21 protein-coding genes are annotated in these 26,097 nt (G+C 66.2%); 16 read left to right on the forward strand and 5 right to left on the reverse strand.

Annotated elements, in window-relative coordinates:
- The first annotated feature begins 31 nt into the window (after positions 1 to 31).
- The 7 genes from KTQ37_RS08255 to trxA are packed head-to-tail and all read left to right on the forward strand — an operon-like array spanning position 32 to position 10,410.
- Positions 32 to 1,561: a PAS-domain containing protein gene (locus tag KTQ37_RS08255; RefSeq protein ID WP_236021137.1), complete on the forward strand. Its 1,530-nt coding sequence runs from the start codon at positions 32 to 34 to the stop codon at positions 1,559 to 1,561.
- 42 nt (positions 1,562 to 1,603) lie between these two features.
- Positions 1,604 to 2,083, forward strand: coding sequence for a tRNA (adenosine(37)-N6)-threonylcarbamoyltransferase complex ATPase subunit type 1 TsaE (gene tsaE, locus KTQ37_RS08260; protein ID WP_218630035.1), 480 nt, complete (start codon positions 1,604 to 1,606; stop codon positions 2,081 to 2,083).
- Positions 2,076 to 3,077 (forward strand): aminoglycoside phosphotransferase family protein, encoded by a 1,002-nt coding sequence (locus KTQ37_RS08265; RefSeq protein ID WP_218630036.1) that lies wholly within the window; start codon positions 2,076 to 2,078, stop codon positions 3,075 to 3,077. The genes tsaE and KTQ37_RS08265 overlap by 8 nt, the downstream gene beginning before the upstream one ends.
- Positions 3,053 to 3,745: a nucleotidyltransferase family protein gene (locus KTQ37_RS08270; RefSeq protein WP_218630037.1), complete on the forward strand. Its 693-nt coding sequence runs from the start codon at positions 3,053 to 3,055 to the stop codon at positions 3,743 to 3,745. Before KTQ37_RS08265 ends, KTQ37_RS08270 begins: the two co-directional genes overlap by 25 nt.
- On the forward strand, positions 3,738 to 6,668 hold the full coding sequence (gene addB / locus KTQ37_RS08275; RefSeq protein ID WP_218630038.1) for a double-strand break repair protein AddB: 2,931 nt from the start codon (positions 3,738 to 3,740) through the stop codon (positions 6,666 to 6,668). Before KTQ37_RS08270 ends, addB begins: the two co-directional genes overlap by 8 nt.
- A complete protein-coding gene (gene addA, locus KTQ37_RS08280) occupies positions 6,665 to 10,036 on the forward strand; it encodes a double-strand break repair helicase AddA (protein ID WP_218630039.1) in 3,372 nt (1,123 codons plus the stop codon). The genes addB and addA overlap by 4 nt, the downstream gene beginning before the upstream one ends.
- A 56-nt stretch (positions 10,037 to 10,092) precedes the next feature.
- The gene (gene trxA, locus KTQ37_RS08285) at positions 10,093 to 10,410 is read left to right on the forward strand and encodes a thioredoxin (RefSeq protein ID WP_218630040.1); all 318 of its coding nucleotides are present in this window, start codon (positions 10,093 to 10,095) and stop codon (positions 10,408 to 10,410) included.
- 45 nt (positions 10,411 to 10,455) lie between these two features.
- On the opposite strand, the gene KTQ37_RS08290 is transcribed toward trxA, so the two are convergent.
- Complete coding sequence (locus tag KTQ37_RS08290; protein ID WP_218630041.1) at positions 10,456 to 11,364, reverse strand: hypothetical protein; 909 nt, start codon at positions 11,362 to 11,364, stop codon at positions 10,456 to 10,458.
- Between the two features lie 89 nt (positions 11,365 to 11,453).
- On the opposite strand from KTQ37_RS08290, the gene hslV reads away from it, so the two are divergent.
- Genes hslV through KTQ37_RS08305 form a run of 3 tightly spaced genes read left to right on the forward strand, consistent with a single transcriptional unit; the run spans position 11,454 to position 14,463 of the window.
- A complete protein-coding gene (gene hslV, locus KTQ37_RS08295; protein WP_218630042.1) occupies positions 11,454 to 12,011 on the forward strand; it encodes an ATP-dependent protease subunit HslV in 558 nt (185 codons plus the stop codon).
- Positions 12,008 to 13,315 (forward strand): ATP-dependent protease ATPase subunit HslU, encoded by a 1,308-nt coding sequence (gene hslU / locus KTQ37_RS08300; RefSeq protein WP_218630043.1) that lies wholly within the window; start codon positions 12,008 to 12,010, stop codon positions 13,313 to 13,315. The genes hslV and hslU overlap by 4 nt, the downstream gene beginning before the upstream one ends.
- 56 nt (positions 13,316 to 13,371) lie before the next feature.
- A complete protein-coding gene (locus tag KTQ37_RS08305) occupies positions 13,372 to 14,463 on the forward strand; it encodes an alpha/beta hydrolase (protein ID WP_218630044.1) in 1,092 nt (363 codons plus the stop codon).
- On the opposite strand, the gene KTQ37_RS08310 is transcribed toward KTQ37_RS08305, so the two are convergent.
- Genes KTQ37_RS08310 through KTQ37_RS08320 form a run of 3 tightly spaced genes read right to left on the reverse strand, consistent with a single transcriptional unit; the run spans position 14,460 to position 16,615 of the window.
- Positions 14,460 to 15,059 (reverse strand): Smr/MutS family protein, encoded by a 600-nt coding sequence (locus KTQ37_RS08310; protein ID WP_218630045.1) that lies wholly within the window; start codon positions 15,057 to 15,059, stop codon positions 14,460 to 14,462. The genes KTQ37_RS08305 and KTQ37_RS08310 overlap by 4 nt on opposite strands.
- Complete coding sequence (gene mltA / locus KTQ37_RS08315; RefSeq protein WP_218630046.1) at positions 15,056 to 15,952, reverse strand: murein transglycosylase A; 897 nt, start codon at positions 15,950 to 15,952, stop codon at positions 15,056 to 15,058. The genes KTQ37_RS08310 and mltA overlap by 4 nt, the downstream gene beginning before the upstream one ends.
- 3 nt (positions 15,953 to 15,955) lie before the next feature.
- Positions 15,956 to 16,615: a Tim44/TimA family putative adaptor protein gene (locus KTQ37_RS08320; RefSeq protein ID WP_218630047.1), complete on the reverse strand. Its 660-nt coding sequence runs from the start codon at positions 16,613 to 16,615 to the stop codon at positions 15,956 to 15,958.
- Between the two features lie 116 nt (positions 16,616 to 16,731).
- Here KTQ37_RS08320 and KTQ37_RS08325 point away from each other — a divergent pair, with 116 nt between their 5' ends.
- The 5 genes from KTQ37_RS08325 to KTQ37_RS08345 all read left to right on the forward strand — a co-directional run bounded on the left by KTQ37_RS08325 (position 16,732) and on the right by KTQ37_RS08345 (position 23,891).
- Positions 16,732 to 17,214: an FxsA family protein gene (locus tag KTQ37_RS08325; RefSeq protein ID WP_218630048.1), complete on the forward strand. Its 483-nt coding sequence runs from the start codon at positions 16,732 to 16,734 to the stop codon at positions 17,212 to 17,214.
- Positions 17,215 to 17,266: 52 nt separating this feature from the next.
- Entirely contained in the window at positions 17,267 to 17,767 is a 501-nt protein-coding gene (gene secB, locus KTQ37_RS08330; protein WP_218630049.1) for a protein-export chaperone SecB, read from the forward strand.
- A 102-nt stretch (positions 17,768 to 17,869) separates the two neighbouring features.
- Positions 17,870 to 18,400, forward strand: coding sequence for an isopentenyl-diphosphate Delta-isomerase (idi, locus tag KTQ37_RS08335; protein WP_218630050.1), 531 nt, complete (start codon positions 17,870 to 17,872; stop codon positions 18,398 to 18,400).
- Positions 18,401 to 18,522: 122 nt separating this feature from the next.
- On the forward strand, positions 18,523 to 20,313 hold the full coding sequence (locus KTQ37_RS08340; protein ID WP_218630198.1) for an autotransporter assembly complex protein TamA: 1,791 nt from the start codon (positions 18,523 to 18,525) through the stop codon (positions 20,311 to 20,313).
- Positions 20,313 to 23,891, forward strand: a complete 3,579-nt coding sequence (locus tag KTQ37_RS08345) for a translocation/assembly module TamB domain-containing protein (protein WP_218630051.1) — start codon at positions 20,313 to 20,315, stop codon at positions 23,889 to 23,891. The genes KTQ37_RS08340 and KTQ37_RS08345 overlap by 1 nt, the downstream gene beginning before the upstream one ends.
- On the opposite strand, the gene KTQ37_RS08350 is transcribed toward KTQ37_RS08345, so the two are convergent.
- Entirely contained in the window at positions 23,885 to 24,775 is an 891-nt protein-coding gene (locus KTQ37_RS08350; RefSeq protein WP_218630052.1) for a LysR substrate-binding domain-containing protein, read from the reverse strand. The genes KTQ37_RS08345 and KTQ37_RS08350 overlap by 7 nt on opposite strands.
- Before the next feature lie 92 nt (positions 24,776 to 24,867).
- Here KTQ37_RS08350 and KTQ37_RS08355 point away from each other — a divergent pair, with 92 nt between their 5' ends.
- Positions 24,868 to 26,076, forward strand: a complete 1,209-nt coding sequence (locus KTQ37_RS08355) for an acyl-CoA dehydrogenase (protein WP_218630053.1) — start codon at positions 24,868 to 24,870, stop codon at positions 26,074 to 26,076.
- Positions 26,077 to 26,097 lie beyond the last annotated feature (21 nt).

Raw genomic sequence — 26,097 nt, forward strand, 5'->3', positions numbered from 1 at the left:
TCCGCCGGATGTGGGGCGGAAGGGCGCGCGGATGCAGTTCGAGTGGATGCAGGCACTGGTCATCGTGGTGACCTCGGTCGGTGCGGCCTTTCTGGCCCTGTTTGGGCTCAGCGTTCTGACGCCGCGCAGACCCGCCGGGCTGGCGCCGAGCGAGGGTTATCTGGAACCCGTCGTCTTCCTGTTTGACGAGCACCGGCTTGTCGATGCCACCGCTCCGGCCCGCGCGCTGCTTGACGGCGCCGCCACGGGGCAAAGTGAATGGGCACGGCTGTCGGCCTTCCTTGCTCCCCGCTTCGACGATTTCACCCAAAGCCTCGCGCAACTGGCGCAGCGCGGGCGGATCGAGTTGACCGGGCGCGACGGCGAGGATGCGCTGCGCCTGACCGCCGAGGATGTGAACGGCCTTGCCCGCATCACCCTGGCCGATCCCGCGGCTGAAGGGTGCGGCGTGACGGTTGACGGGCTGTCACTTCGCGCGCAGGGGCTGGAACTCGATCAGTTGCGCCAGACGTTTGATCACGCGCCCTGCCCGATCTGGCGCGAGGATGCAGGCGGAGCAGTCATCTGGGCCAACCGCGCCTATGCGCAGCAGGCGGGTGTGCTGGACGCGCTGACATGGCCCCTGCCCCGGCTGTTCGAGAAGCCGGGCAGCCCGGTCTCGAACCCCGCCCGGCTGCGCAGCATCATTGACGGCCATTGGTTCGATTGCCACAGCCACGCTCTCGGGCGCGAGGCGCTGCATTTCGCCCTGCCCGCCGATGCCACCGTACGCGCAGAGACCAGCCTGCGCGAATTCGTCCAGACCCTGACCAAGACCTTCGCCGACCTGCCCATCGGCCTTGCGATCTTCGACCGCCAGCGCCAATTACAGATGTTCAACCCCGCGCTTCTGGACCTGACGCATCTGACGCCGCAGTTTCTCTCGGCCCGGCCCACGCTTTACGCCTTCCTCGACCGGCTGCGCGAGGCCCGCATGATGCCCGAGCCACGCGACTACGCCAGCTGGCGCCAGCAGATGAGCGCGCTCGAACAGGCCTCGGCCGCCGGATACCATACCGAGACTTGGTCGCTGCCAAACGGCCAGACCTACCGCGTGACCGGGCGACCGCATCCCGATGGCGCGGTGGCCTTCCTGTTCGAGGATATCACCTCCGAGATTGGCCTGACCCGCCGCTTCCGCGCCGAGCTTGAGATGGGGCAGGAGGCGCTTGACCTGATGCCTGATGCGCTCGCGGTGTTCCTCCCTTCGGGCGAGCTTGTGCTGTCGAACACCGCCTATGGCGCGCTTTGGGGGGTAGAGCCAGAGACGACGCTTGGCATCCTGACGCTACAGGACTCGCTTAGCCAGTGGCGCGCGCAGTGCGAGATCGAGGGGCTTAGCACGGCCTTACGCAATCGCACCGCGCAGGGCGGACGCGGGGAAGCGGTCGAAGGCTTGGTGCAGATGCATGGCGGCCAAAGCCTGCGCTGGCGCGTTGCCCCGATGAGCGGGGGCGCAACACTGGTCAGCTTTACCCCCGCCATGGTGGCCGCCGCGCCCAAGGAGGCCATCGTGCCGTGATACGGGCTTGCGGCAGCTACCGGGCAGGGTAAAACTGCCGCCATGCCCGATTTGCTGTTTCGCCTGCCCCTGCCCGACGCCGATGCCACCGCCCGTCTGGGTCAGCGGATGGCGCAGCTTGTCCGGCCCGGCGATGTGCTACTGCTCGAAGGCCAGATCGGCGCGGGCAAGACCCATTTCGCCCGCAGCCTGATCCAGACCCGTCTTGCCGCGCTGGACCGGAGCGAGGATATCCCCTCGCCCACGTTCACGCTGGTGCAGGTCTATGATGCTGCGCCCGAGATCTGGCACGCCGACCTTTACCGGCTTACCCATCCCGACGAGGCGATCGAGCTTGGGCTGGAGGAGGCGTTCGACACCGCGATCTGCCTGATCGAATGGCCCGACCGGCTGGCCGAGCTGGCGCCGCGCAAAGCCCTGACCCTGCGCTTCGAGCTGGCCAATGCCGGAGCCTCGCGCTGTGTGAGCTTTCTGGGTGATGCCGACTGGGCCGAGCGCCTGACGGATCTGCGCGATGCCTGATCGCGCCGCACAAATCACGCGCTTTCTGGCGCAGGCCGGGTGGGGCGAGGCACAGCGGGCACCGCTCGCAGGCGATGCCTCGGCCCGGCGCTATGAACGGCTGACGCAGGGCGCGACGCGTGCCGTGCTGATGGATGCCCCTCCGGGTGATGAGGTAATGCGCTTCCTGCGCATGGCGCGCTGGCTGCGGCAAAACGGGTTTTCCGCCCCAGAGATTCTGGCAGAAGCGCCGGAACAGGGTCTATTGCTGCTTGAGGATCTGGGCGATGCGCTGATCTCGCGCTTGGTCGCGCAAGACCCCGCGCGCGAGGGTGCGCTTTACGCCGAGATCACCGGCTTTCTGCTGGCCCTCCACCGCCTGCTTCCGCCCGATTTCCTCGCCCCGCTCGATGGCCCCGCACTGGCCGAACTGCTGCGCCTGACGCCGGAATGGTATCCGGTGCTCTCGCGCGACGCGGCCGAGGCCCTGCCCGACCTGATCGCGCAGCACTACGCGGCGCTGAATCGTGAGGCCCCGGTCACCTGCCTGCGTGACTTCCACGCCGAAAACGCGCTCTGGCTGCCCGACCGCCAAGGGGTCGCACGACTGGGGCTGCTCGACTTTCAGGACGCTGTGGCCGCGCATCCGGCCTATGATCTCGTCTCGGCGCTGCAAGACGCGCGGCGCGATGTCTCGTCCGAGACCGAAACGCGCGAGCGCCGCCGCTATGCCGAGGCCACCACCATCGATTTGCCCCGGTTCGAGGCGCTCTATGCCCTGCTTGGCGCGCAACGCGGGCTGCGGATCATAGGTGTCTTCGCGCGGCTCTGCATGGCCATGGGCAAGGCGCATTACGTCGATCTGATGCCGCGCACCTGGGCCCATATCGCGCGCAACCTGACCCACCCGGCCCTGGAAGACGTCGCCCGCACCGTCCGCGCCGCCTTCCCTGCCCCCACGCCCGACCTGATGCAAAGGATCAAGGAGCAATGCGCACAACGCCCGATGCATTGATGCTGTTCGCGGCCGGATTCGGCACGCGCATGGGCGCGCTAACCGCGAACCGCCCCAAGCCGCTGATCCCGGTGGCGGGCAAGGCCCTCATTGATCACGCGCTTGATCTGGCGGTCGCGGCCGGGATGGCGCGGGTGGTCGCCAATGTGCATTACCTGGGCGAGCAGGTCGTGCAGCATCTGGCCGGGCGCGACGTGCTGATCTCGGATGAGACCGATGAGATCCTTGAAACTGGCGGCGGGCTGCGCAAGGCGCTGCCGCTTCTGGGGCAGGGGCCGGTTTTCACACTCAACACCGATGCGGTCTGGAGCGGGCCGAACGTCATCTCGACCCTGCGCAGCCAGTGGGACGGGGCGCGGATGTCGGCGCTTCTGGCGCTGATCCCGGCGGAAGAAGCCGTCGGTCATCGCGGCACGGGCGACTTCGCGCTGGATGCCGACGGGCGGATCTCGCGCGGCGGCCCCTATGTCTATACCGGTGCGCAGATCCTCAATCCCGCTGGAATAGAGACGATTTCTGAGACTGCTTTCTCGCTCAACCGGCTCTGGGATCGCATGATCGCCGAGGGGCGCGCTTATGGCGTGCTGCATCAGGGCGGCTGGTGTGACGTTGGCCGCCCCGAAAGCATCCCTCTGGCCGAAGCCATGCTGGAGCGGGCCGATGGCTGAGGGCACCGTCTTCGCTCTGCCCCCCGGCGTCGATTTCGCGCGGGAACTGGTGCAGGGCCTCATCGCGCGGATGGAGGGCCAGCCGCCCGAGGCGATGGCCCGCGTGCAGCTAATCGTGAACACCGGGCGGATGCAGCGCCGCGTCCGCGAGGAGTTCGACCGCCACGGCGCGCGGCTGCTGCCACGCCTGCGGCTGGTCACCGACCTCGGGCGCGATCCGCTGGCAGGCCTTCCGCCTGCGGTGCCCTCGCTCCGGCGGCGGTTGGAACTGGCGCAACTGGTCGCGCGTATGGTCGCGCACCTGCCTGGGTTTGAGGCGGGATCTGGCATTTTCAGCCTTGCCGACAGCCTCGCCGACCTGATGGCCGAGATGCATAACGAAGGCGTCACCCCCGACCGTTTCGAGCAAGTCGAAATCGCCGAAACCCATGCCGAGCACTGGCGCCACGCGCTGGCCTTCATCCGCATCGTCACCCGGTTTTTCGAGGATGAAACCATCCCCGATGCCGATGCCCGCCAGCGCCGCGTGATCGAGGCGCTGGAGCGCAGCTGGCCCATCGATCCGCCCCAGGATCCGGTCATCGTGGCAGGCTCGACCGGCTCACGCGGGACAACGGCGCTCTTGCTGCGGGCCGTGGCGCGACTGCCCAAGGGGATGATCGTCCTGCCGGGGTTTGACTTCGATATACCCGAAAATGGCTGGAATAGTCTCTATTCCGGCGATGTTCCGATCGAGGATCACCCCCAGTTCCGCTTCCATGCGCTGCTGCAAAGTCTGAATCTGCCGCGCGATCAGGTCGCGCGCTGGACCAAGGCCGCACCCCCCGCACCCGCGCGCAACGTGCTGCTGTCGCTGGCGTTGCGGCCTGCACCGGTCACCGATCAGTGGCTCAGCGATGGGCCGACGTTGGGCGATCTGCGCCCCGCTTGCGAGGGGATGACCCTGATCGCCGCGCCCGATCCGCGGCGCGAGGCCAATGCCATCGCCCTGATCCTGCGCGAAGCCGCCGAAACCGGCACGAAAGCCGCCCTGATTACCCCCGACCGGATGCTAAGCCGCCGCGTCACCGCCGCGCTCGGCCGTTGGGGCATCATCCCCGACGACAGCGCGGGGGCGCCGCTGCATCACACCGCGCCGGGACGTTTCCTGCGCCATATCGCGACCATGCGCGGGCGCCGCCTGACGCTGGAATCGCTGCTGATCTTGCTCAAGCACCCGCTGACGGCGACCGGCTCGACCGAGCGCGGCAACCACTTGCGTTACACGCGCGAGCTGGAACTGCGCCTGCGCCGCTACGGCCCTGCCTTCCCCGATGGCGACGCCCTGCGCGCCTGGGGTCTGCGCGGAGATATCGCGCAACAGCAATGGGCCGACTGGCTTGCGGGTGTCATCGCCGGGCTGGACGACGCGCCGCGAATGGCGCTTTCCGCCTGTATAGAGACACATTTGCACTTCGCCGCCGCCCTTGCAGCAGGTCCTGGCGGAACGGTCGATGCCTCGGGTCTTTGGGGGGGTGACGCGGGGATGGCCTGCCTGCGCACGATGAATGAGCTGTCCTCCGAGGCCACCCATGCCGGGGATTACTCGGCCGGCGATTATGCCGATCTGATCAGTCGCCTTCTGCAACGGGGCATGGTGCGCCAGACCGGTGCGGCGCATCCCGGCATCGCTATTCTCGGCACGCTCGAGGCCCGCGCCCATGCGGCGGATCTGATGATCCTGGCCGGGCTGAACGAGGGAAGCTGGCCCGAAACGCCCGCGCCGGACCCCTGGCTCAGCCGTCGGATGCGGCTGGAATCGGGTCTATTGCTGCCTGAACGGCAGATCGGCCTGTCCGCGCATGACTTCCAGCAAGCAATGGGTGCGCGGCGCGTAGTGATCAGCCGCGCCCGCCGCGATGCCGAAGCCGAGACGGTGCCCTCGCGCTGGCTGAACCGTCTGACCAACCTTCTGGGCGGGCTACCCGCGCAACACGGCCCCGAGGCGCTGGCCGCGATGGAGGCGCGCGGCAAACACTGGCTGGACCTCGCCGAGGCGGTGGAAACACCGCGCGAACCGATCCCGCCCGCACCGCGCCCCTCTCCCCGCCCGCCGGTCGCCGCGCGCCCGCGCGAGCTGCCCGTCACCGCGATCCGCAGCCTGATCCGCGACCCTTACGCGATCTACGCCGGGCGTATCCTCCGCCTGCGCCCGCTTGACCCGATGCGCCCCGCACCCGACCCGCGCCTGCGCGGGCAGGTGCTGCACCTGATCGTCGAGCGGTTCATCCGCGAGCGCACGGACAACGAGCCGCCCGAAGCCGCCGAGGCCCGCCTGATGCAGATCGCGCAAAGCGTGATGGAAAGCGAGATCCCCTGGCCCAGTGTGCAACGCCTCTGGCTTGGCCGGATCGCGCGCATCGCCCGCAAGTTCCTGCGCGACGAGGCCGAGCGGATGCAGCGCGGCACCCCCGCCGTGATTGAGAAAAAAGGCTCTGTTCCGCTGCAAACTAGCCTTTTCACCCTTACCGCCAAACCCGACCGGATCGACATTCTCGAAGACGGGCGGGCGCAGATCTACGATTATAAATCGGGCAAGCCCCCCAGCGACGATGCCGTGCTGCATTTCGACAAGCAGATGCTGCTGGAAGCCGCGATGGTCGAACGCGGCGGGTTTGACGCGCTCGGGCCTGCCGGGGTCGCGGGGATGACCTATATCCGGCTTGGCGGCGATGGCGAGACGCGCGACATCAAGCCCAAGGAGACCCTTGATGAGGTCTGGGACAAGTTTGAGACTCTGATCGCGCGCTACCTGACGCCGGAGCAGGGCTACTCGGCTCGCCGCGCGTTGCAGAAATCGACCGACGCCAGCGATTACGACCACCTCTCGCGCTTTGGCGAGTGGGAGATGAGCGACGACCCGACCCCGGAGGATCTGGAATGAGCGCCCCCGACCAGGCCACGCAGCGCCAGATCGCGGCGGCAAACCCGGTAGCATCGACCTGGCTCTCGGCCAATGCTGGATCGGGCAAGACCAAAGTGCTGACGGACCGCGTCGCACGTCTGCTTTTAGGCGGAACAGAGCCGCAAAAGGTGCTTTGCCTGACCTACACCAAGGCCGCCGCCGCCGAGATGCAGAACCGCCTGCTCAAGCGCCTCGGCTCCTGGGCGATGCTAGGCGATGCCGAGCTGCGCGCCGAATTGCGCAAACTTGGCGAAGAGGGCGAGATCAGCCCCGAACGCCTTGGCCGCGCGCGGCGCCTGTTCGCGCAAGCCATCGAGACGCCGGGCGGGCTGAAGATCCAGACGATCCACTCGTTCTGCGCGGCGCTGCTGCGGCGCTTTCCGCTGGAGGCCGGCGTTGCCCACGGTTTTCGCGAGATGGATGACCGCACGGCGGCCGTGCTACGCCACGATATCCTCGAAGAGATCGCCGGGGGCGAGGACCGCGTGGCCTTCGACGGGCTGGCGCGGTATTTCTCGGGTGACGATCTGACCAAGCTGATCAACGATATCAGCCGTAATAGACACGCTTTTCCGGCTGATTTCGACCATTCGGCGGCGCTTGAGGTCTTCGGCCTGCCGCCCGATTACACCATCACGCAGTTGCTCGACGATGCGTTCGGGCCGGGCGATCTGAGGCTGCTGCATGACCTCGCACCGATCCTTTTGGCCAGCGGCCCAAGCGATACTAAGCTGGGCACCGTCTTCGCCGGGATCGAGGAGTTGACGCTTGAGGCCCTGATCAAGCTCGAATCCGTCCTACTGTTCGGCAGCGGACCTAACGCCACCCGGCCCAAGATCGGCTCGATCCCCACGAAAGCGCTGCGCGAAGGCCCCGCCGCCCCCTTTATGAGCGGACTGAGCGCACTGATGGAGCGCGTGGCCGATGCGCGCCCGCACCGCCTTGCTCTTGCCGCGGCCGATCGCACCCTGGCCCTGCACCGCTTCGCCCGCGCCTTCCTGCCGCGCATGGCCGCGCGTAAGGCCGCGCAGGGTTGGCTTGATTTCGACGACCTGATCGAACGAGCGGCGCATCTGCTGTCCACCCCCTCGGTCGCACAGTGGGTCCTGTTTCGTCTAGACGGCGGGATCGACCATATCCTTGTTGATGAGGCGCAGGACACGAGCCCCGAGCAATGGATCGTCATTGAGCGCCTGACCGACGAGTTCACCGCCGGCGAAGGCGCGCGCGGCGTGCAGCGCACGATCTTTGTCGTCGGCGATCGCAAACAGTCGATCTATTCGTTCCAAGGCGCGGATTTGCGGCGTTTTGAGGCGATGCAGAGCCACTTTTCAGCAAAGTTCGCAGCCGTTTCGCGCCCCTTGCAGGAAACCGCACTGCTGCACTCGTTCCGCTCTTCCGAGGCGGTTCTGCGGCTGACAGACCTGACCTTTGCCGGCGCCGCGCAGGGCCTTGGCGGCGCGCCCGAGCACATCGCCTTCCACAACCTGCTGCCCGGGCGCGTCGATCTGTGGCCGCCCGTCGAGAAGCCCGAAAAGCCCGAGGATGGCCATTGGGAAGACCCGGTGGATCAGCGCGGCGCCAGCGATGCGCCGCTAGTGCTGGCACGCGCCATCGCGGCCGAGATCCGCGCGATGATCGACGCCGGCACGCAAATCCCCGGCAGCCCCGCGCCCCGCCCCGTGCATGAGGGTGATTTCCTGATCCTGGTGCAGCGCCGCTCGGCGCTGTTTGCCGAGATCATCCGCGCCTGCAAGGCCGCTGGCTTGGCGGTTGCGGGGGTCGATCGGCTCAAGCTTGGCGCGGAACTCGCCGTCAAGGATATCCGTGCGACGCTGGCCTTCCTGGCCACGCCCGAAGACGATCTTGCGCTTGCGGAGGCTCTGAAATCGCCGCTTTTCGGCTGGAGCGAGGCGATGCTCTACCGCCTTGCGCAGCCCCGCAAGGGCTACCTGTGGGAGGCTCTGCGCAACAGCGACATCGCCCCGCATACCGTCGAGGTGCTGCAAGACCTGCGCGATCACACCGACTTCCTGCGCCCCTTCGACCTGATCGAACGCCTGTTGACCCGCCACGGCGGCCGCCAGCGGCTGATCGCGCGGCTCGGGATCGAGGCGGAGGACGGCATCGACGAGCTGATCTCTCAGGCGCTGGCCTTCGAACATATGGAGGTGCCAAGCCTCACCGGCTTCCTCGGCTGGCTCGATGCCGAGGATATTGAGGTCAAGCGCCAGCTTGCGGGCGGCGGCCGCGCGATCCGGGTGATGACCGTGCATGGCGCCAAGGGGCTTGAGGCGCCCATCGTCATCCTTCCCGATACGGCCAAGCGCAAACCGCCGCAGGGCTCGGAGATCTACCGGCTCAACGACCGGATCGGCGCCAGGAGCACGGCGAAGGCGGAGATGCCCGATGTGCTGGCGCAAGCGCAGGCTGACGAGGTCGCGCGCGCCGAGGAAGAACGTATGCGCCTGCTTTACGTGGCGCTGACGCGGGCCGAGAAATGGCTGATCGTTGCCGCGGCGGGCGAGGTCGGCACTGGCGGCGATAGCTGGTATTCGCTGGTTGCCGAGGGCCTGACGCGCGCGGGTGCGCAGGAAAGCCAGGCAATCTCGCCGGACGTGCGCGATCTGGGTTCGATCCGCAGGCTCAGCCACGGCGACTGGCCCGAGGCGGGCGTGCCAGCCAGCGCGACCGCCGCGCAGGCACCGGACATTCCGGCTTGGGCTACGACCTCGGCCCCGCGGCCCGAGCGCGCGGCGCGGGCGCTCTCGCCCTCGGATCTGGGGGGCGCCAAGGCGCTGCCGGGCGATGCGGCCCTGCCCGAGGAAGAGGCCAAGCGCTACGGGCGCCAGCTGCATAGCCTGCTGGAGCACCTGCCCGGCTGGCCCGAGGATCGCTGGTCCGAGATCGCGCACAGCCTGCTTTCGACAGGCGAAGATGCGGCGGATCGTGCTGAGATAGATACTATTCTGGCCGCCGCGCGCCATGTCTTGCAGCTGCCGCAGATGGCCCCTTTCCTTGCGCCCGAGGCCTTGGCCGAGGTTGAGCTGACCGCGAGCTTGCCGGAGCTTGATGGGCAGCAGATCCACGGCATCGTCGACCGGCTGGTGATCACGGCGGAATGCGTGCGTGTGCTCGACTACAAGTCAAATGCCGTGGTGCCGGGCAGCCCCGAGGACGTGCCGCTTGGCATCCTGCGCCAAATGGCGGCCTATCGCGCCGCGCTGCGCCAGATCTACCCCGCGCACCCAATCGAGTGCCTGATCCTCTGGACGCGGAGCGGGCAGCTGATGCCGCTACCCCCCGCACAGTTAGATGCGGCATTGCGCACAGCCACCGCATCTTGACGGGCTGCGGGGTGGGCCCTACCTTCCCCCGCAACCGACCTTTCAGGAGAAGCCCCATGACCACCGCCGTCACCGATGCGACCTTCGATCAGGAAGTTCGCAAGTCCGATATCCCCGTCGTCGTCGATTTCTGGGCCGAATGGTGTGGCCCCTGCCGCCAGATCGGTCCCTCGCTCGAAGAGCTGTCCAAGGAACTGGCCGGCAAGGTAAAAATCGTGAAGGTCAACGTGGACGAGAACCCCGACAGCCCGGCGATGCTGGGTGTTCGCGGCATCCCGGCGCTGTTCCTGTTCAAGGATGGCCAGGTTGTCTCGAACAAGGTTGGCGCCGCGCCGAAGGCCGCGCTTCAGTCCTGGATCGAATCGTCGATCTGAGTCGACACCGACAATTTGCGAAACGGGCGCCTTCGGGCGCCCTTTTCATATCGGCCAGCCGCGCTTGCGCAGATGATCCAGCAGCGCCGCTTCAAATTCGGGGCGACCAGCGTTCAGCGCGCGCTTTTGCAAGAACCAGAAGAGGTAGCGGTCGAACTCGGGCCGGGCCTTGAGGCTGGCGAAGGCCCCGTCGATCCCGTCGCGCGGCACCGAGCCCGCAATATGGTGAAAATCGATCCGGGCAAACAGGACGGCGGGCTTGCGGTGAAAATAGCCCTCAAACGCGAGGCTGCTGTTTTGCGTGACGACAAAGCGGCAATTGCGCAGTGCCGCGTCCGACCCGCCCTTCTCGATGCGCAGGCGCGGATGACGCGCGGCGAGGCGCTCCAGCGCCGTGATTTCCTCGGCTGTGTAGCTCTCCCTCGGATGCAGGGTCGCCAGAACCGGCAGATCGGTGCGGGCAAGGGTTTCCTCGATCATCGCGACCGGACTCATTGCCTGAAAACTACGGGTCTCTAACAAACGTCCTTGCAGCGGGAGGAAGCAAAACCCCGCGTCTGAGGGCAGACTTTTGCTGGAATAGAGCCTGTTTCTCCACTGCTCGGCAAAGCGCGCGGCCTCGACCGGATCGACGGTCTCAGGCTCGAACCGCGCCTTGGCGACGGGCCAATCCCACCGGGCGGCGACACGCTCGATCCGCCAGAAGGCGCCCACATAGGCCCGCCTACAGGTCAGTGCGCGGTCATGCGTGGGCTCCTCCATGTGATACAGCGCATAGCCCTCGCGCCCCGGCGCGGCCAGCCGCTCGGCCAGCGTGCTTTCGCGCAGGTTCACCTGCCAGCCCGCGCCCTGAACCGCGCCGATCAGACGAGCAAAGAAATTGTGCTGGCCCGCCCTGACCCGACCCAATGTCGGCGCGTCGAGATAGATCCAGAGGAGGGGTGCGGTGCTCATACCGGCAGGTTATCGCCGCCGCGATCTGGCCCGCAAGGCTTGCATGGCCCGCCCGCGCCCCTCATATCTGCACCAACACGGAGGAACACATGGCCGAAGACAAATTTCCGGGCTGGCATGGCACCACGATCATCGGTGTGCGCAAGGGCGGCAAGGTGGTAGTCGCGGGCGACGGGCAGGTCAGCCTGGGCCAGACCGTCATCAAGGGCACTGCGCGCAAAGTGCGCCGCCTCAGCCCCGGCGGGCGCGACGTGGTGGCGGGCTTTGCCGGTTCGACCGCCGATGCCTTCACCTTGCTTGAGCGGCTTGAGAAAAAGCTAGAGGCCGCGCCGGGGCAGCTTGCACGCGCCTGCGTCGATCTGGCCAAGGACTGGCGCATGGACAAATACCTGCGCAACCTCGAGGCCATGCTGATCGTCACCGACGGCGCCGATCTCTACGTCATCACCGGCGCGGGCGACGTGCTGGAACCCGAGCATGACGTGGCCGCCATCGGATCGGGTGGCAATTTCGCGCTGGCCGCGGCGCGGGGACTGATGGAAAGCGACCTTGATGCCGAAACCGTCGCGCGCAAGGCCATGGCGATCGCCGCCGACATCTGTGTCTATACCAACGGAAATCTGACGGTGGAGAGCATCTCGAAATGACCAATCTCACCCCGCGCGAAATCGTCTCGGAGCTTGACCGCTTCATCATCGGCCAGCAGGACGCCAAGCGCGCCGTGGCCGTCGCCCTGCGCAACCGCTGGCGCCGCAAACAACTGGCGGCCGACCTGCGCGAAGAGGTCTATCCCAAGAATATCCTGATGATCGGCCCGACCGGCGTCGGCAAGACCGAGATCTCGCGCCGCCTCGCCAAGCTGGCGAAAGCGCCGTTCCTCAAGGTCGAGGCCACCAAGTTCACCGAGGTCGGCTATGTCGGGCGCGATGTCGAACAGATCATCCGCGATCTGACCGATGCCGCCATGATCGAAACGCGCGAGCGGATGCGCGAGGACGTCAAGGCCCGCGCCCACAAGGCCGCCGAGGATCGCGTGATCGAGGCCCTTGCCGGCACCGACGCGCGCGAGGCCACGCGCGAGATGTTCCGCCGCAAGCTGCGCGACGGCGTGTTGGACGACAAGATCATTGAGCTTGAACTGGCCGATGCGCCGGGCGGCATGCCGCTTGGCGTCATGGGCGGCCAGCCCGGCATGGAAATGCAGATGCAGGGGCTGCAAGACCTGTTCAAGGCCTTTGGTGGCGCGCGCCGCACCCGGCGCAAGCTGACGGTCTCGGAAAGCTACGAGATTCTGATCTCGGAAGAGGCCGACAAGCTTCTGGACGACGAGGCGGTCAAGACCGCAGCACTTGAGGCCGTGCAGGAATCGGGCATCGTCTTCATCGACGAGATCGACAAGGTCGCCGCCCGCGCCGAAACCCGGGGGGCGGATGTATCGCGCGAAGGGGTACAGCGCGACCTGCTGCCGCTGATCGAGGGCACGACGGTCAGCACCAAATACGGCGCGGTCAAGACCGACCATATCCTGTTCATCGCCTCGGGGGCCTTCCACATCGCCAAACCCTCGGATCTGCTGCCCGAATTGCAGGGCCGCCTGCCGATCCGGGTTGAGCTGCGCGCCCTGACGGAGGGTGATTTCATCCGCATCCTGACCGAGACCGACAACGCCCTGACCCTTCAATACAAGGCCCTTCTGGCGACCGAGGAAGTCACGGTGAGTTTCACCGAGGATGGCATCGCGGCCCTTGCCCGTATCGCCGCCGAGGTCAACACCTCGGTCGAGAATATCGGCGCAAGAAGGCTCTATACCGTGATGGAACGGGTCTTCGAGGAGATCTCGTTCAGCGCGCCCGACCGCGCGGGCGAGACCCTGACGGTGGATGGTGCCTTCGTCGAGAAGAACCTCGGCGATCTGGCGCGCTCGACCGATCTGAGCCGCTACGTGCTCTGAGGGTACTGGACGCCCCCCGACGCTTTGCTATCGTGCTGCAAACGCCGAGGGGGTCGATGCGCGCGCTTGTCATCATCGCATTAGTCGTCCTGTCCGCCTGCGCCCCGCGCGGGCGGCTGGACTATCACCCCGACCGCGAGGCCCCGGCGCGCGCGATTTTCGTGGGCAGCACCCGCGCCGACCTGCGCCATCCCGAAAGCCCCGAGGCCTTTGGCCGCAGCGAGGCGTTGCAGCTTGGGCGCTTCGACGTCTCGGTGCCGCCGATGCATCAGCCGGGCGAAATCACCTATCCCTCAGCTCAGGAAGCGCCCGACCCGCAGACCGATTTCCTTGTCTCGCGCGCGGCGATATATGCGCGGCCCGCCGATTTCCGCGCCGATCTGCGCCGGGAACTCGCGCGCAATGGCGGTGAGGCGATCGTCTTCGTCCATGGCTACAACACGACCTTTGTCGAAGGCCTCTATCGCCTGGCGCAACTGGGCAATGATTTCGATCTGCCGGGCGTTCTGGTGCATTACTCCTGGCCCTCGCGCGGGCATTTGATGGGCTACGCCTATGACCACGACTCCGCGCTTTTCGCCCGCGACGGCTTCGAGGAGTTCCTGCGAGAGTTACGCGCCGCCGGGGCGCGCAGCATCCTGATCGTGGGGCATTCGATGGGTGCCGCGCTGACCATGGAAAGCTTGCGGCAGATCGCAATTTCCGGCGAGACAGAGACGATTTCGCGCCTTGCCGGGGTCGTTCTGATCTCGCCCGATATCGACGTCGATGTCTTCCGTGCACAGGCCCGCCGGATCGGCAAACTGCCGCAGCCCTTCCTGATTTTCACCTCGCAGCGCGACAAGGCGCTTGGCCTGTCCTCGCATATCAACGGCGACCAGGCCCGGCTGGGCAATCTGCAAGATGTCGAACAAGTGGCGGATCTGAAGCTGACCATCGTGGATGTCGGCGCATTCAGCACTGGCGAGGGGCATTTCAACGTGGCGACATCGCCGGCGCTAATCGCGCTACTGGGCGAAAACGGGCGCGCGGCGGCCGTGCTGGAGGGCGATCAGTCCGAGCATCGCAACCTGTTCTCGGGCGTGGTGCTGTCGGTTCAGAACGTCACGCAGATCATCCTTGCCCCGGTCGAGGCGCTGGCGAACTAGCGGTTGCGGCGCAGATAGACGTAATAGGCGCCCGATCCGCCGTGCTTGAGATGCGCCTCGCTGACCTGCATGACGGCGGCACCAAGCGGCGGCAGGCGCAGCCATTGTGGCACCTGATGGCGCAACACGCCCTGCCGTTGCGGGATCGGCCCCTCATCCAGGCCGCGCTTGCCCTTGCCGGTGATCACCAGCACCAGACGGCAGCCACGATCCTGCGCGTTCAGAACAAAGCGGATCAGCTCGGGGTGGGCCTCTGCCAGGGTCATGCCATGCAGATCGATCTTTGCCTCCGGCTCCAGCTTGCCGCGCGTCATGGCGCGATGTGCTTTGCGATCCATCACCACGGGCTGGCGCGCCAAATGCTCCGAGATCGAGGGCGCCAGATCGTGCCGGAAGGCGAAATCCGGGGCCGACTGGCCGATACGAAAATCCTTCACATCGGGGCGCGGCTTCTTGGGTGGCGGGGTAGGCTTGGCATCCAAAACGGGCTCTGTTTCGGCGGAAAATGGCCTTCTGGGGTGAAAGGCCTTGGCCGTCGCGGCAACGCGCGACCATAGCTCGCGCTCTTCGGGGGACAGTTTGCGGCGGCGGCTCATGCGACCCTCCGCAGCACGATCATCGCGCCATGGGCGTTCACGGCGCCAGCGGCCAGACCGGCCTCGGGGCCGGAACCGAGGAAGATATCGCCCCGCCCGGCGCCCCTGATGGCCGAGCCGATATCCTGCGCCACTGTCAGGCGCGGTGGCAGGCCGGGGCAATTGACCCAGACCGGGCTGCCAAGCGTCACGATCTCAGGGTCAACCGCCAGGCTGCGGCCCGAAGTCACCGGTCGCCCCATGGCGCCGATGGGGCCGCTCTCTTCGGGCAGGTCGAGCACGCGGAAGAACACGAAGGACGGATTGTGGTTGAGCAGGTCCGGCACCTGATCGGGATGCTGCTTGCACCAATGCCGGATCGTCTGCGGTGTCATCTCTTCGGCCGGGGCCACTCCGCGCCGCACCAGTTCCGCACCGATGGAGCGGTAGGGATGCCCGTTCTTGCCGGCGAACCCCAGCCGCATCGTGCCGCCCTCATCCAGACGCACCCGGACCGAGCCCTGCACCTGCGCCAGAAATGCCTCGATGGCGCTTTCCAGATAGACCAACTCGCGCCCGCCCATCATGTCGCTGGCAAGTATCTCGGAGCGGCTGTGCCAGGGTTGCAGCGCATCCATCCCCTCGGGCATCGCATAGAGCGGGTGGTGAAACCGGGCCGAGGTATAGCGCGATCCGAGCAGTTCAGGCTCGTAATAGGCGGTGAAATGGGCGCGGCCTGCGGGGACGACCTCGTAGGGGCGGAAATACTGCTCGAACAGCGCCTTTTCCTGACCGGGCGCGGGGTCTGGCCCGTTCCAGCCGAAAAGACCGGCAGTCACGCAAAACGCCGCCCAGGCGGCGGCGTGGTCATCGCTTTCCCATCCCTCGATCTCGGCCCAGTCGAGCGGCCGCATGGCTCAGCCGCCCGTGGCGACAAGCTGCCAGTTCGGATCGGCGCTGCCCATCTTGCGCGCGAAAGTCCATACGTCGCGCTGCTTGCGCGGGCTGCGCGGGTCGCCCTCGACCACGTTGCCATTGGCATCGCGCGCCACCGAGATGACCTCACCGAGGAAGCGCACGGTGATCTCGGCCTCGCGGCTCGAGGCGTCATATTCGGCCTCGCTCAGCACCATTTCGCGCAGGCCCATGAATTCGGCCTGAATATCCAGCCCCTGCTCGGCACGCGCCTGAACGACGCCTTCGAAGGCCGCGAAAACCTCGGGCGACAGGAAGGGGCGGATTTTCTCCAGATCGCCGGTCTCGAAGGCCATCAGGATCATCTCATAGGCGCCACGTGCGCCCTGCAGGAACGATGTGACGTTGAAGCTCGGCTCAGCCTGCTTCATCTGGGCCAGCGCACGCGCCGCGGGCGAGCCTTCGGCCACGTGATCGGTGATGTCCTGATCGGGGCCGCCCTCGATCACCTCGAAGCCGCGACGCTGCGCGGGTCCGGGGCGCTCAAGCGGCGCGTCGGGGTCTTCCCATCCGTCGCGCGTGCCCAGCACGTTCTTGAGGCGCAGGATCAGGAAGATCGCGATCCCGGCAAGGACGATCAGCTGGATGACGGCATTGGACATGTGCGCCTCGGACAACAGTGGGTTGGTATCGGAACTCTCCGAACCTATGTAGGATAGCGGCGCGTTCAAGTCCACCAACGCCCGAACTGATGTCAAGACCCGCGAAAGGATGCAATATGTGGATCTTTCTGGCCTTTCTGATCGTGCCGCTGATCGAGATCGGCCTGTTCATCCAGGTCGGCGGCCTGATTGGCCTGTGGCCGACGCTGGCCATCGTGGTTCTGACGGCGATGCTGGGCACGGCGCTGGTGCGCAGCCAGGGCGCGCAGGCGCTCAACGAATTGAAACGCTCGATGAACGAGATGCGCGACCCGACCGCTCCGCTGGCACATGGCGCGATGATCCTGTTTGCCGGCGCGCTTTTGCTGACGCCGGGGTTCTTCACCGACGCCTGCGGCCTGGCGCTGCTGGTTCCGGCGGTGCGCGAGGCGGTGCTGCGCTATGTCTCGAAGCGCGTCACGGTCACCAGCTTCAGCGTCAACCAGGGCTTTGAGGAGCGCCCGCGCCAGCCCGGCCCCGGTGTGATCGACGGCGATTTTTACGAAATCGGGCCGGAAAACCGTCCGCCGCAGGGCCCCTCGGGCTGGACACGGCATTGAGACAGCGGGTCGAGGGTGCTACACCCTTGCCAAGTCGAACACGGAGACAAGAATGACCGAAGAAAATAACGGCGCTGCCCCGGTGCAGCCGCAGATGAAAATGCAGATCCTCGCCCAGTTCGTGCGCGACATGTCGTTCGAGAATGCGGTAGCGCTCAAGGGCCTGCAATCGGCCGATGTGCAGCCCGAAATGCAGGTCCAGGTCAGCCTCGACGCGCGCAAGCGCCCGCAGGACAACCAGTATGAGGTGATCACCAAGTTCAAGATCACCGCGACCAACAAGGCGACCAACACGGCTCTCTACCTGCTTGAGGTCGATTACGGCGGGATCTTCCACATCGAGGGCATCCCGGAAGAGCAGATGCACCCCTTCCTGCTGATCGAATGCCCGCGTCAGCTGTTCCCCTTCGTGCGGCGTATCGTCTCGGACGTGACGCGCGACGGCGGCTTCCCGCCCTTCAACCTCGACATGGTGGATTTCATGGCGCTCTACCGCGCCGAACTGTCCCGCCGCGCCGAGACGCAAAAGCCGGCCGACGCGCCGGTATCCTGATCCCCGGGGCGCGGCAAGCTGCCTCAGGGACAAGGTGACCACATGACATTGGGCGCCGCCGTGCTTCATGCTACGGCGGCGCACCGGTTTCAGGCCACAGGTATGACAGAACAGATCCCCGCATGGGTCGGCGACACGCTGACCCCCATCGACAAGCTGGAGGTTCACCGCAAGGGGCTCCGCCACAAGGCGGTGTCGATCTTCGTCATGGATGGGGAAAAGGTGCTGCTGCAACGCCGCGCGCCGGGCAAGTATCACTCGGCGGGGCTGTGGTCGAACACCTGCTGCACCCATCCCCACTGGGGCGAACGCCCCGAGCATTGCGCGATCCGTCGGCTTAAGGAAGAGCTGGGCATCACCGGCCTTTACCCCGCCCATGCCGACCGGCTGGAGTACCGCGCCGATGTCGGGAACGGGCTGATCGAGCATGAGGTGGTCGATATCTACCTGGCCTATGCCAAGCCCGGCATGATCATTGCCCCCGATCCCGATGAGGTCAGCGATATCCGCTGGGTCGGGCTCTATGATCTGGCCGCAGAAGTGCGCCGCCACCCCGAGCGTTTCTCGCAATGGCTGGCGATTTACCTGGCAGCCCATATGGACCGCATCTTCGGAACGCTGGTGCGGGCCTGAGGGCGCGGGATTCTTGCCAATCGACGCCAAAAGCCCCCGCGCAGCCCGGTTTGGCACTGGAATCTTGCCCCCTTTGCTGCAAGTCTGAGCGCATAAGTCGAAGGGGTGTGACCGTGGTACCGATGAAAGCGATCTGCGTGGGATTTGCCGCAGCGGTTCTTGTCGCCCAACCTGGTTTCGCCCTCGATCAGTTCAGTTTTGAAACCCCCGGCGCGCCCGAGGATCTGCGCGAGTTGCTGCGCGGTGCCTCGCTCTCGCGCGATGCCTATTCGGCCAAGAAAACCGAGGCGCAGGAGATTTTTGCCGCCGCGCGGGCCGATTATGCGCGGCTTCTGGGGGCGCTCTACGATCAGGGCTATTACGGCCCGACGATCTCGATCCTGATCGACGGGCGCGAGGCCGCCGCGATCCCGCCGATGGATGCCCCCGAAACGATCCGCTCGGTCGCGATCAATGTGACGCCGGGCCCGCAATTCCACTTCGGCGAGGCGCGGGTCGAGCCGCTAACCCGGAAAACTGCCCTGCCCGGCGAGTTTTCGACCGGCAGCGTCGCACGGTCCGGCCTGATTTCCGACGCCGCGCGCGCCGGGATCGAGGGCTGGCGCGAAAGCGGCCACGCAAAGGCGCGCATCGCCGAACAGAAGATCGTCGCCGACCACCGCGCACAGGCGCTGAACGCGCGCGTCACGCTCGATCCCGGCCCGCAACTGACCTTCGGCGAGATGCAGATGGAGGGCTACGACCGCCTGCGCCCCGAGCGGCTGGCCGAGATCGCAGGCTTTCCGAGCGGCGAGCGGTTCAGCCCAGACGAGCTTGACGAGGTCCGCAACCGCCTGCGCCGCACAGGTATTTTCAGCTCGGTTGCTCTGACCGAAGCCGCACAGATCGGGCCGAACAATACGCTCGACGCGCAGCTCAGCGTGGTCGAGGACAAGCCGCGTCGCCTGGGTTTCGGGGCCGAGTACTCCACGGTCGACGGGCTCAACCTGAACGGCTACTGGATGCATCGCAACCTGCTCGGCGGCGGTGAGCGTTTGCGCGTCGACGCAGAGATCGCGCAGATCGGCGCCGCCTCCTCGGGGATGGATTATTCGCTCGGTGCACGGCTTGACCGCCCCGCGACCTTCACCCCCGACACCTCCGCCTTCGTGACCAGCGAGATCGGGCGGCGCGACACCGAGGACTATATCGAGGATTACTTCACCGCCGGGTTCGGTCTCGATCATATCTTCAACGAACGCCTTTCGGGTTCGGCCGAGATTGCCTATCAGTGGTCGCAGGTCGAAGACGATCTGGGAGAGTTCCGCTATCGTCTGATTGCTCTGCCGCTTGGCCTGACATGGGACAATCGCGACAATGCGACCGATGCGACGCGCGGCTATTTCGGCGATGTGACGCTGACGCCGTTCATGGGATTGGGCGCTACCGGCTCGGGCGCGCGGTTGACGGGCGATTTTCGCACCTATCGCGGCTTTGGCGAAGACAGCCGTTTCGTTCTCGCCGGGCGCGCACAGATCGGCGCGGTATTCGGCCCGACGCTGTTGCAGACCCCGCGCAACTACCTGTTCTATTCGGGCGGGGGCGGCACGGTGCGCGGCCAGCCCTTTGAATCGCTTGGCGTCTCGCTGCTGAAGAACGGCACGATCGAAACCGGCGGCACCCGTTTCATGGCGTTCTCGGGCGAGTTTCGCGCAGGCGTCACCGACTCGATCGGGGTCGTCGCCTTCTACGATCGCGGTTTCGTCAGCGCCGATGAGTTCTTCAGCGATTCGGGCGAATGGCACGCCGGCGCGGGTCTTGGGCTGCGCTACAAGACCGCCATCGGCCCGATCCGTCTCGATGTCGCCACGCCGGTCGAGGGCGACACCGGAGAGGGCGTTCAGCTCTATATCGGCATTGGGCAGGCTTTTTGATGCGTAGATCCCTCACCCTCCTGCTGCTGACGCTCTGGCCCGTTCTCGCCCCCGCGCAAGAGGCCGCCGCGCCTGAACCTGTCAGCGCCGAGCAGACCGAGCGCGACCGCTCCTACCTGACCGGGCTGATCGAGGATAACCTCTCGGGCGCGGGGCGCTCTGTGCGGCTTGACGGGTTTGCCGGTGCGCTTTCGTCGCGCGCGACGTTTGAGACCCTGAGTATCGCGGATGAGAACGGCGTCTGGCTGACGATCCGCGACGGCGCGATGTCATGGAACCGCAGGGCGATCCTTGCGGGCCGCTTCGAGATCAGGGAGTTGAGCGCGGCGGAGATCGAGTTGCCGCGCCTGCCCGTCACGGGCGAAGCCGAAGGCGCCAGCCCCGAGGCCAAGCCTTTCTCCTTCGCGCTGCCCGAACTGCCGGTCTCGATCGATATCGGCACGCTGAAGGCCGACAAGGTGATCCTGGGTGAGGCGCTGATGGGTCAGGCCGCGACGGTCAAGCTCAGCGGCCAGATGCATCTGGAGGGCGGCGAGGGGAATACCCGCCTGAGCGTCGAGCGCATCGACGGCCAGAAGGGCATCGTCGCGCTGACCGGAGCCTATGCCAATACGACGCGCCAGCTTGATCTCGACCTGCTGGTCGAAGAGGGCAAGGACGGCATCGCGGCAACCCTGCTCGGGCTGCCCGGAACTCCGGCGATCGCGTTGGCGGTCTCGGGCTCGGACCCGACCGATAATTTCACCGCAGACCTCGCGCTCAGCACCGAGGGCAAGCCGCGTCTGACCGGGAAGGTCGCGCTCAGCACCGTCACCACTGCCCCCGACGCGCCGCCCGAGAAGCGTTTCAGCGCCGATCTGAGCGGCGATATCGCGCCCCTTCTGGCGCCAGCGTATCGCGAGTTTTTCGGTGCCAATGTCGCCCTTCTGGCCGAGGGGCATCGCGGCGCCGATGGCGTGCTGAGCCTGAGCAAGCTGGAAATCGACAGCGAGGCGCTGGACGTCGCCGGCACGGCGGACATTCTACCCTCGGGCCTGCCCGCCCGGGCCGATCTGACGATCCGCCTCGGCCTCGACAGCGGCGAGGAAGTGCTCTTGCCGCTCGGCGGCAAGAAGACCTGGGTGCGGCGCGGCACGCTTGGCTTCAAGTATGACAGCGCGCTCAGCGATGGCTGGTCGCTCGACGCGCGGGTGATGCAGCTGCGCCGGAGCGAGGGCGAGATCCTCAATACCCGTCTCAGCGGGTCGGGCCGGATCGGACATCCCGATGGGCAGAACCCCACGGTCGGCGGCACGATCAGCTTCGCCGCAGGCGGCATCGCCCCGGCCGACCCCGCCCTGCAAGAGGCGTTCGGCAGTTTCATCAGCGGCAAGACCATCTTCTTCTGGCAGAAGGGCGGCGCGCTGAACCTGCAAAACCTGCGAGTGATCGGCCGTGACCTCGCCCTTGGCGGGCGGATGAAATTCGACAATCTGGCTTCGGGGCTGGATATGTCGGGCGACCTGACGCTTCGCCACGATTCGCTCGCGCGGTTCTCGGCGCTGGCCGGGCGCGCGCTTGGTGGTGCACTCGATGGTCAGCTGAGTGGTCGCTACACGCTGCTGAGCGGTGCTTTCGACGTCAATGCCAGCGTCACGGGCCGCGATCTGCTCAGCGGGCAAGAGCAACTCGACGGGCTGTTGCAGGGCCGCTCCGAGATCATCGTCTCGGCACTGCGCGACGAGAACGGCATCACCCTGCGCAAGCTCAACGCGACCGCGCGGCAGCTGGTGGCGCAGGCATCAGGCGCGCTGAATACCGGTGCAAGCGTTCTGCGTGCCAGTGCGCGCATGGGTGATCTGTCGGTGCTCGGCGGCAACTTGCGCGGCACCTTGCAAGCCGAAGCCAGCCTGACCGAGACAAACGGCGCGCGCCAAATCGGCATTCAGGCCAAGGGCGACCGGCTGGCCGTGGGCCTGCCCGAGATCGACCGGATTCTGGCGGGTCAAAGCCTGATCGATCTGAGCGCTGAAGAACGCGACGGTCATCTGCATCTGCAAACATTCCGCCTTGAGAACCCGCAGCTGAGCGCCGAGGCCGAGGGCAGCATCACCGATGCTGTCCGCAAGATCACGCTCTCGGCGCGGCTGGCCAATACCGCGCTGCTGGCGCCCGGCTTCCCCGGTCCGCTCCAACTGGGCGGCACGGTGGTCGACGATAACTCGGCCTATCTTTTGGACCTGAACGCCTCCGGCCCCGGCAACAGCCGCGCGACCGTCAGCGGCTCGCTGGCTACGGACCTCAGCACCTCGGATCTGGCGATCAGCGGTGGCGCGGAAACCGCGCTGATCAACGCCTTCATCGCGCCGCGCACGGTTCAGGGGCCGCTCAGCTTCGATCTTCGGATGCAGGGCAAACCCGCGCTTGCAGCGCTGTCGGGCCTCGTGACGGTGGATGGCGCACGCATGGTGGCGCCCGCCATCGGCGTCACGCTGGAAAACCTCGTGCTGCGGGCCGATCTGGCGGGCGCGCGCACGACCCTGTCGGGCGATGCCGCGGTCAAGGGCGGCGGCGGGCTGTCAGTGTCAGGTGCAATCGGCCTGACCAGCCCATTCCAGACCGATCTGCGGGTCGAGCTGAACGCCGCCCGGCTGCGCGACCCCGAGCTTTACGACACCCGCATTTCCGGTCCGGTGACGGTTTCTGGCCCGCTCAAGGGCGGTGCGCGGGTCGGTGGCACGCTGACGCTCGATGAGACCGAACTGCGCATCCCGTCAAGTGGTCTGGCCGGGATCGCGGATATCCCGGAAATCGATCACGTGGCCGAGCCCGCCTCCGTTCGCAGCACCCGTGCCCGCGCGGGCGTTCTGGCGAGCAAGACGACCGAGGCTGCGCGCTCGGGCGGGGTCGGGCTTGACCTGACCGTGCTGGCGCCGCGGCGCATCTTCGTGCGCGGCCGCGGGCTTGATGCGGAACTCGGCGGCAGCCTGCGACTGACCGGGACCAGCAACAACATGATTCCGATCGGGGAGTTCTCGCTTGTGCGCGGGCGGCTCGATGTGTTGGCCAAGCGCTTCACCCTCGACGAGGGCAAGATCGCGATGCAGGGCGCGCTGGAGCCGTGGCTGATGTTCCGCGCCACCACAAAGCAGGACGAGTACACCATCAGCCTGACGCTGGTGGGCGACGCCTCGGAGCCCGAGTTGATAATCACCTCCTCACCCGAACTGCCCGAAGAGGAAGTCCTTGCGCGGCTGCTGTTCAATCGCGGGCTGACCAACCTCTCGGCGCTGCAAGCGGTGCAACTGGCCTCGGCGGTCGCGACGCTTGCGGGCAAGGGTGGTGCGGGCGTCATGTCCAAGCTGCGCGAGGGCACCGGGCTTGATGATCTCGACCTCAGCACCGATGAGACGGGCGGCGCCTCGTTCCGGGCAGGGAAATACCTGTCGGAGAATCTCTATACCGATTTGTCTATCAACTCGGACGGCCAGACCGAGCTGAACCTGAACCTCGACGTGACACCGAACCTGACGGCACGCGGCTCGGTGGGCTCTGACAGCACCAGCAGCATCGGGATCTTCTACGAGAAGGACTACTGAGCGGCCGTGCGCGCCAGCCAGTCGCGAAACGCCACCAAGGGCGGCGAGGGCGTCACATCGGCTGGCCAGACAAGGTAATAGGTGCCCACGCCCGAGACGATCTCTCCGGGCGTGCGAACCAGCCTCCCCTCGTCGATCTCGGGCAGGGCCAGAAACTCGGGCAGAAGGGCGATGCCGACACCATGGGCTGCGGCCTGCATCATCGGCGCGAACTGGTCAAACATGATGCCCTGAGTATGCGGCGCCTCAAGCCCGTGATGGGCAAACCAGGCGCCCCAGGCATTCGGACGCGATTCCAGCTGCAACAGAGACTTGTCCAGCAGATCCTCGGGCCGCTGCATCGGGTTTCCGGCCAGATAGCCGGGCGAGCAGGTGGCGATGATACGCTCGTCAAACAGCGGCAGATGCTCGGCATCGGGCCAGGGGCGGTTACCGAAATGGATGGCGGCATCGAAGGTTTCCGAGGCGAAATCGAAGGGCCGCAGCCGGGTGCCAAGGTTCAGCGTCACGCCGGGGTTTTCGGCCAGGAACTGCCCCAGACGCGGCGCAAGCCAGCGCGTGCCGAAGGTGGGCAGGATCGCAAGGCTTAACACCCCGCCGCCCGGATTGGCGCGCAGCCCAAGGGACGCCCGCGCGATCAGCTCCAGCGCCTTGCGCACATCGCGCGCATAGGCCAGCGCGGGTTCGGTCGGCTTCAGCCGCCGCCCCTCGCGTCGAAACAGTTGCACTCCAAGCTGTCCTTCGAGATTCTGCACCAGCCGGCTGACCGCGCCCTGCGTCAGACTCAGCTCGCGCGCAGCAGCCGCGGTCGAGCCAAGACGGCAGACCGCCTCGAAGGCGGCCAGCAGCGAGACCGAGGGAATGTAGCGCCGCGGCAGCGTCATGTATGTGTCCTATGCATATATTATGGCGATTATAACGGTGGAATACGGGTTTAAACAGGCCCATAAAGCATCAAACGCCAAGGAGGACCCCGATGGCTCTGAAACCGAAAGATGCCCCCGATCTCGCTCGCTTCGACTGGGAAGACCCCTTCCGTCTCGATCTGCAACTGAACGAGGAAGAGCGGATGCTGCGCGATGCGGCCCGCGCCTATGCCCAGGAAAAGCTGCAACCGCGCGTGATCGCGGCCTATCGCAATGAAGAAACCGATCCGGCGATCTTCCGCGAAATGGGTGAGATGGGCCTTCTGGGCGTGACCGTCCCCGAGGAGTACGGCGGGCTTGGCGCCTCTTACGTGGCTTACGGCCTTGTTGCGCGCGAAATCGAGCGCGTCGATTCGGGCTATCGCTCGATGATGTCGGTTCAAAGCTCGCTCGTGATGTATCCGATCTATGCCTATGGCAGCGAAGAGCAGCGCATGAAGTATCTGCCCAAGCTCGCCTCGGGTGAATACATCGGCTGCTTCGGCCTGACCGAGCCCGATGCCGGTTCGGACCCGGCTGGCATGAAGACCACCGCCAAGAAGACGGCGAATGGTTATGTGCTCAACGGCACCAAGATGTGGATCTCGAACGCGCCCTTCGCCGATGTCTTCGTCGTCTGGGCCAAGTCGGATGCGCATGGCGGCAAGATCCGTGGTTTCGTGCTCGATAAGGGCATGAAGGGTCTCTCGGCACCGAAGATCGCAGGCAAGCTCTCACTGCGGGCTTCGGTGACCGGCGAGATCGTGATGGACAACGTGGAAGTTGGCGAAGACGCGCTGCTGCCGAATGTCGAGGGGCTCAAGGGTCCGTTCGGCTGCCTCAACCGCGCCCGCTACGGCATCGCCTGGGGTGTGATGGGCTCGGCCGAGTTCTGTATGCACGCCGCGCGCCAGTATGGCCTCGACCGCAAGCAGTTCAACAAGCCGCTGGCACAGACCCAGATCTTCCAGCTCAAGCTTGCCAACATGCTGACCGAAATCAGCCTCGGCCTGCAGGCTTGCCTGCGCGTCGGTCGCCTGCTGGACGAAGCCAATGCCGCGCCCGAGATGATCTCGGTTATCAAGCGCAACAACTGCGGCAAGGCGCTGGAGATCGCGCGTCACGCCCGCGACATGCACGGCGGCAACGGCATCTCGGAAGAGTTCCAGGTTATCCGCCACATGGTGAACCTGGAGACGGTGAACACCTATGAAGGCACGCATGACGTCCACGCCCTGATCCTGGGCCGCGCCGTCACCGGACTGCAAGCCTTCTACTGAGGCATATCGCCGGAAACCTTT

This window comes from Sedimentimonas flavescens (genome assembly GCF_019264375.1).
Lineage (GTDB): Bacteria > Pseudomonadota > Alphaproteobacteria > Rhodobacterales > Rhodobacteraceae > Rhodobacter > Rhodobacter flavescens.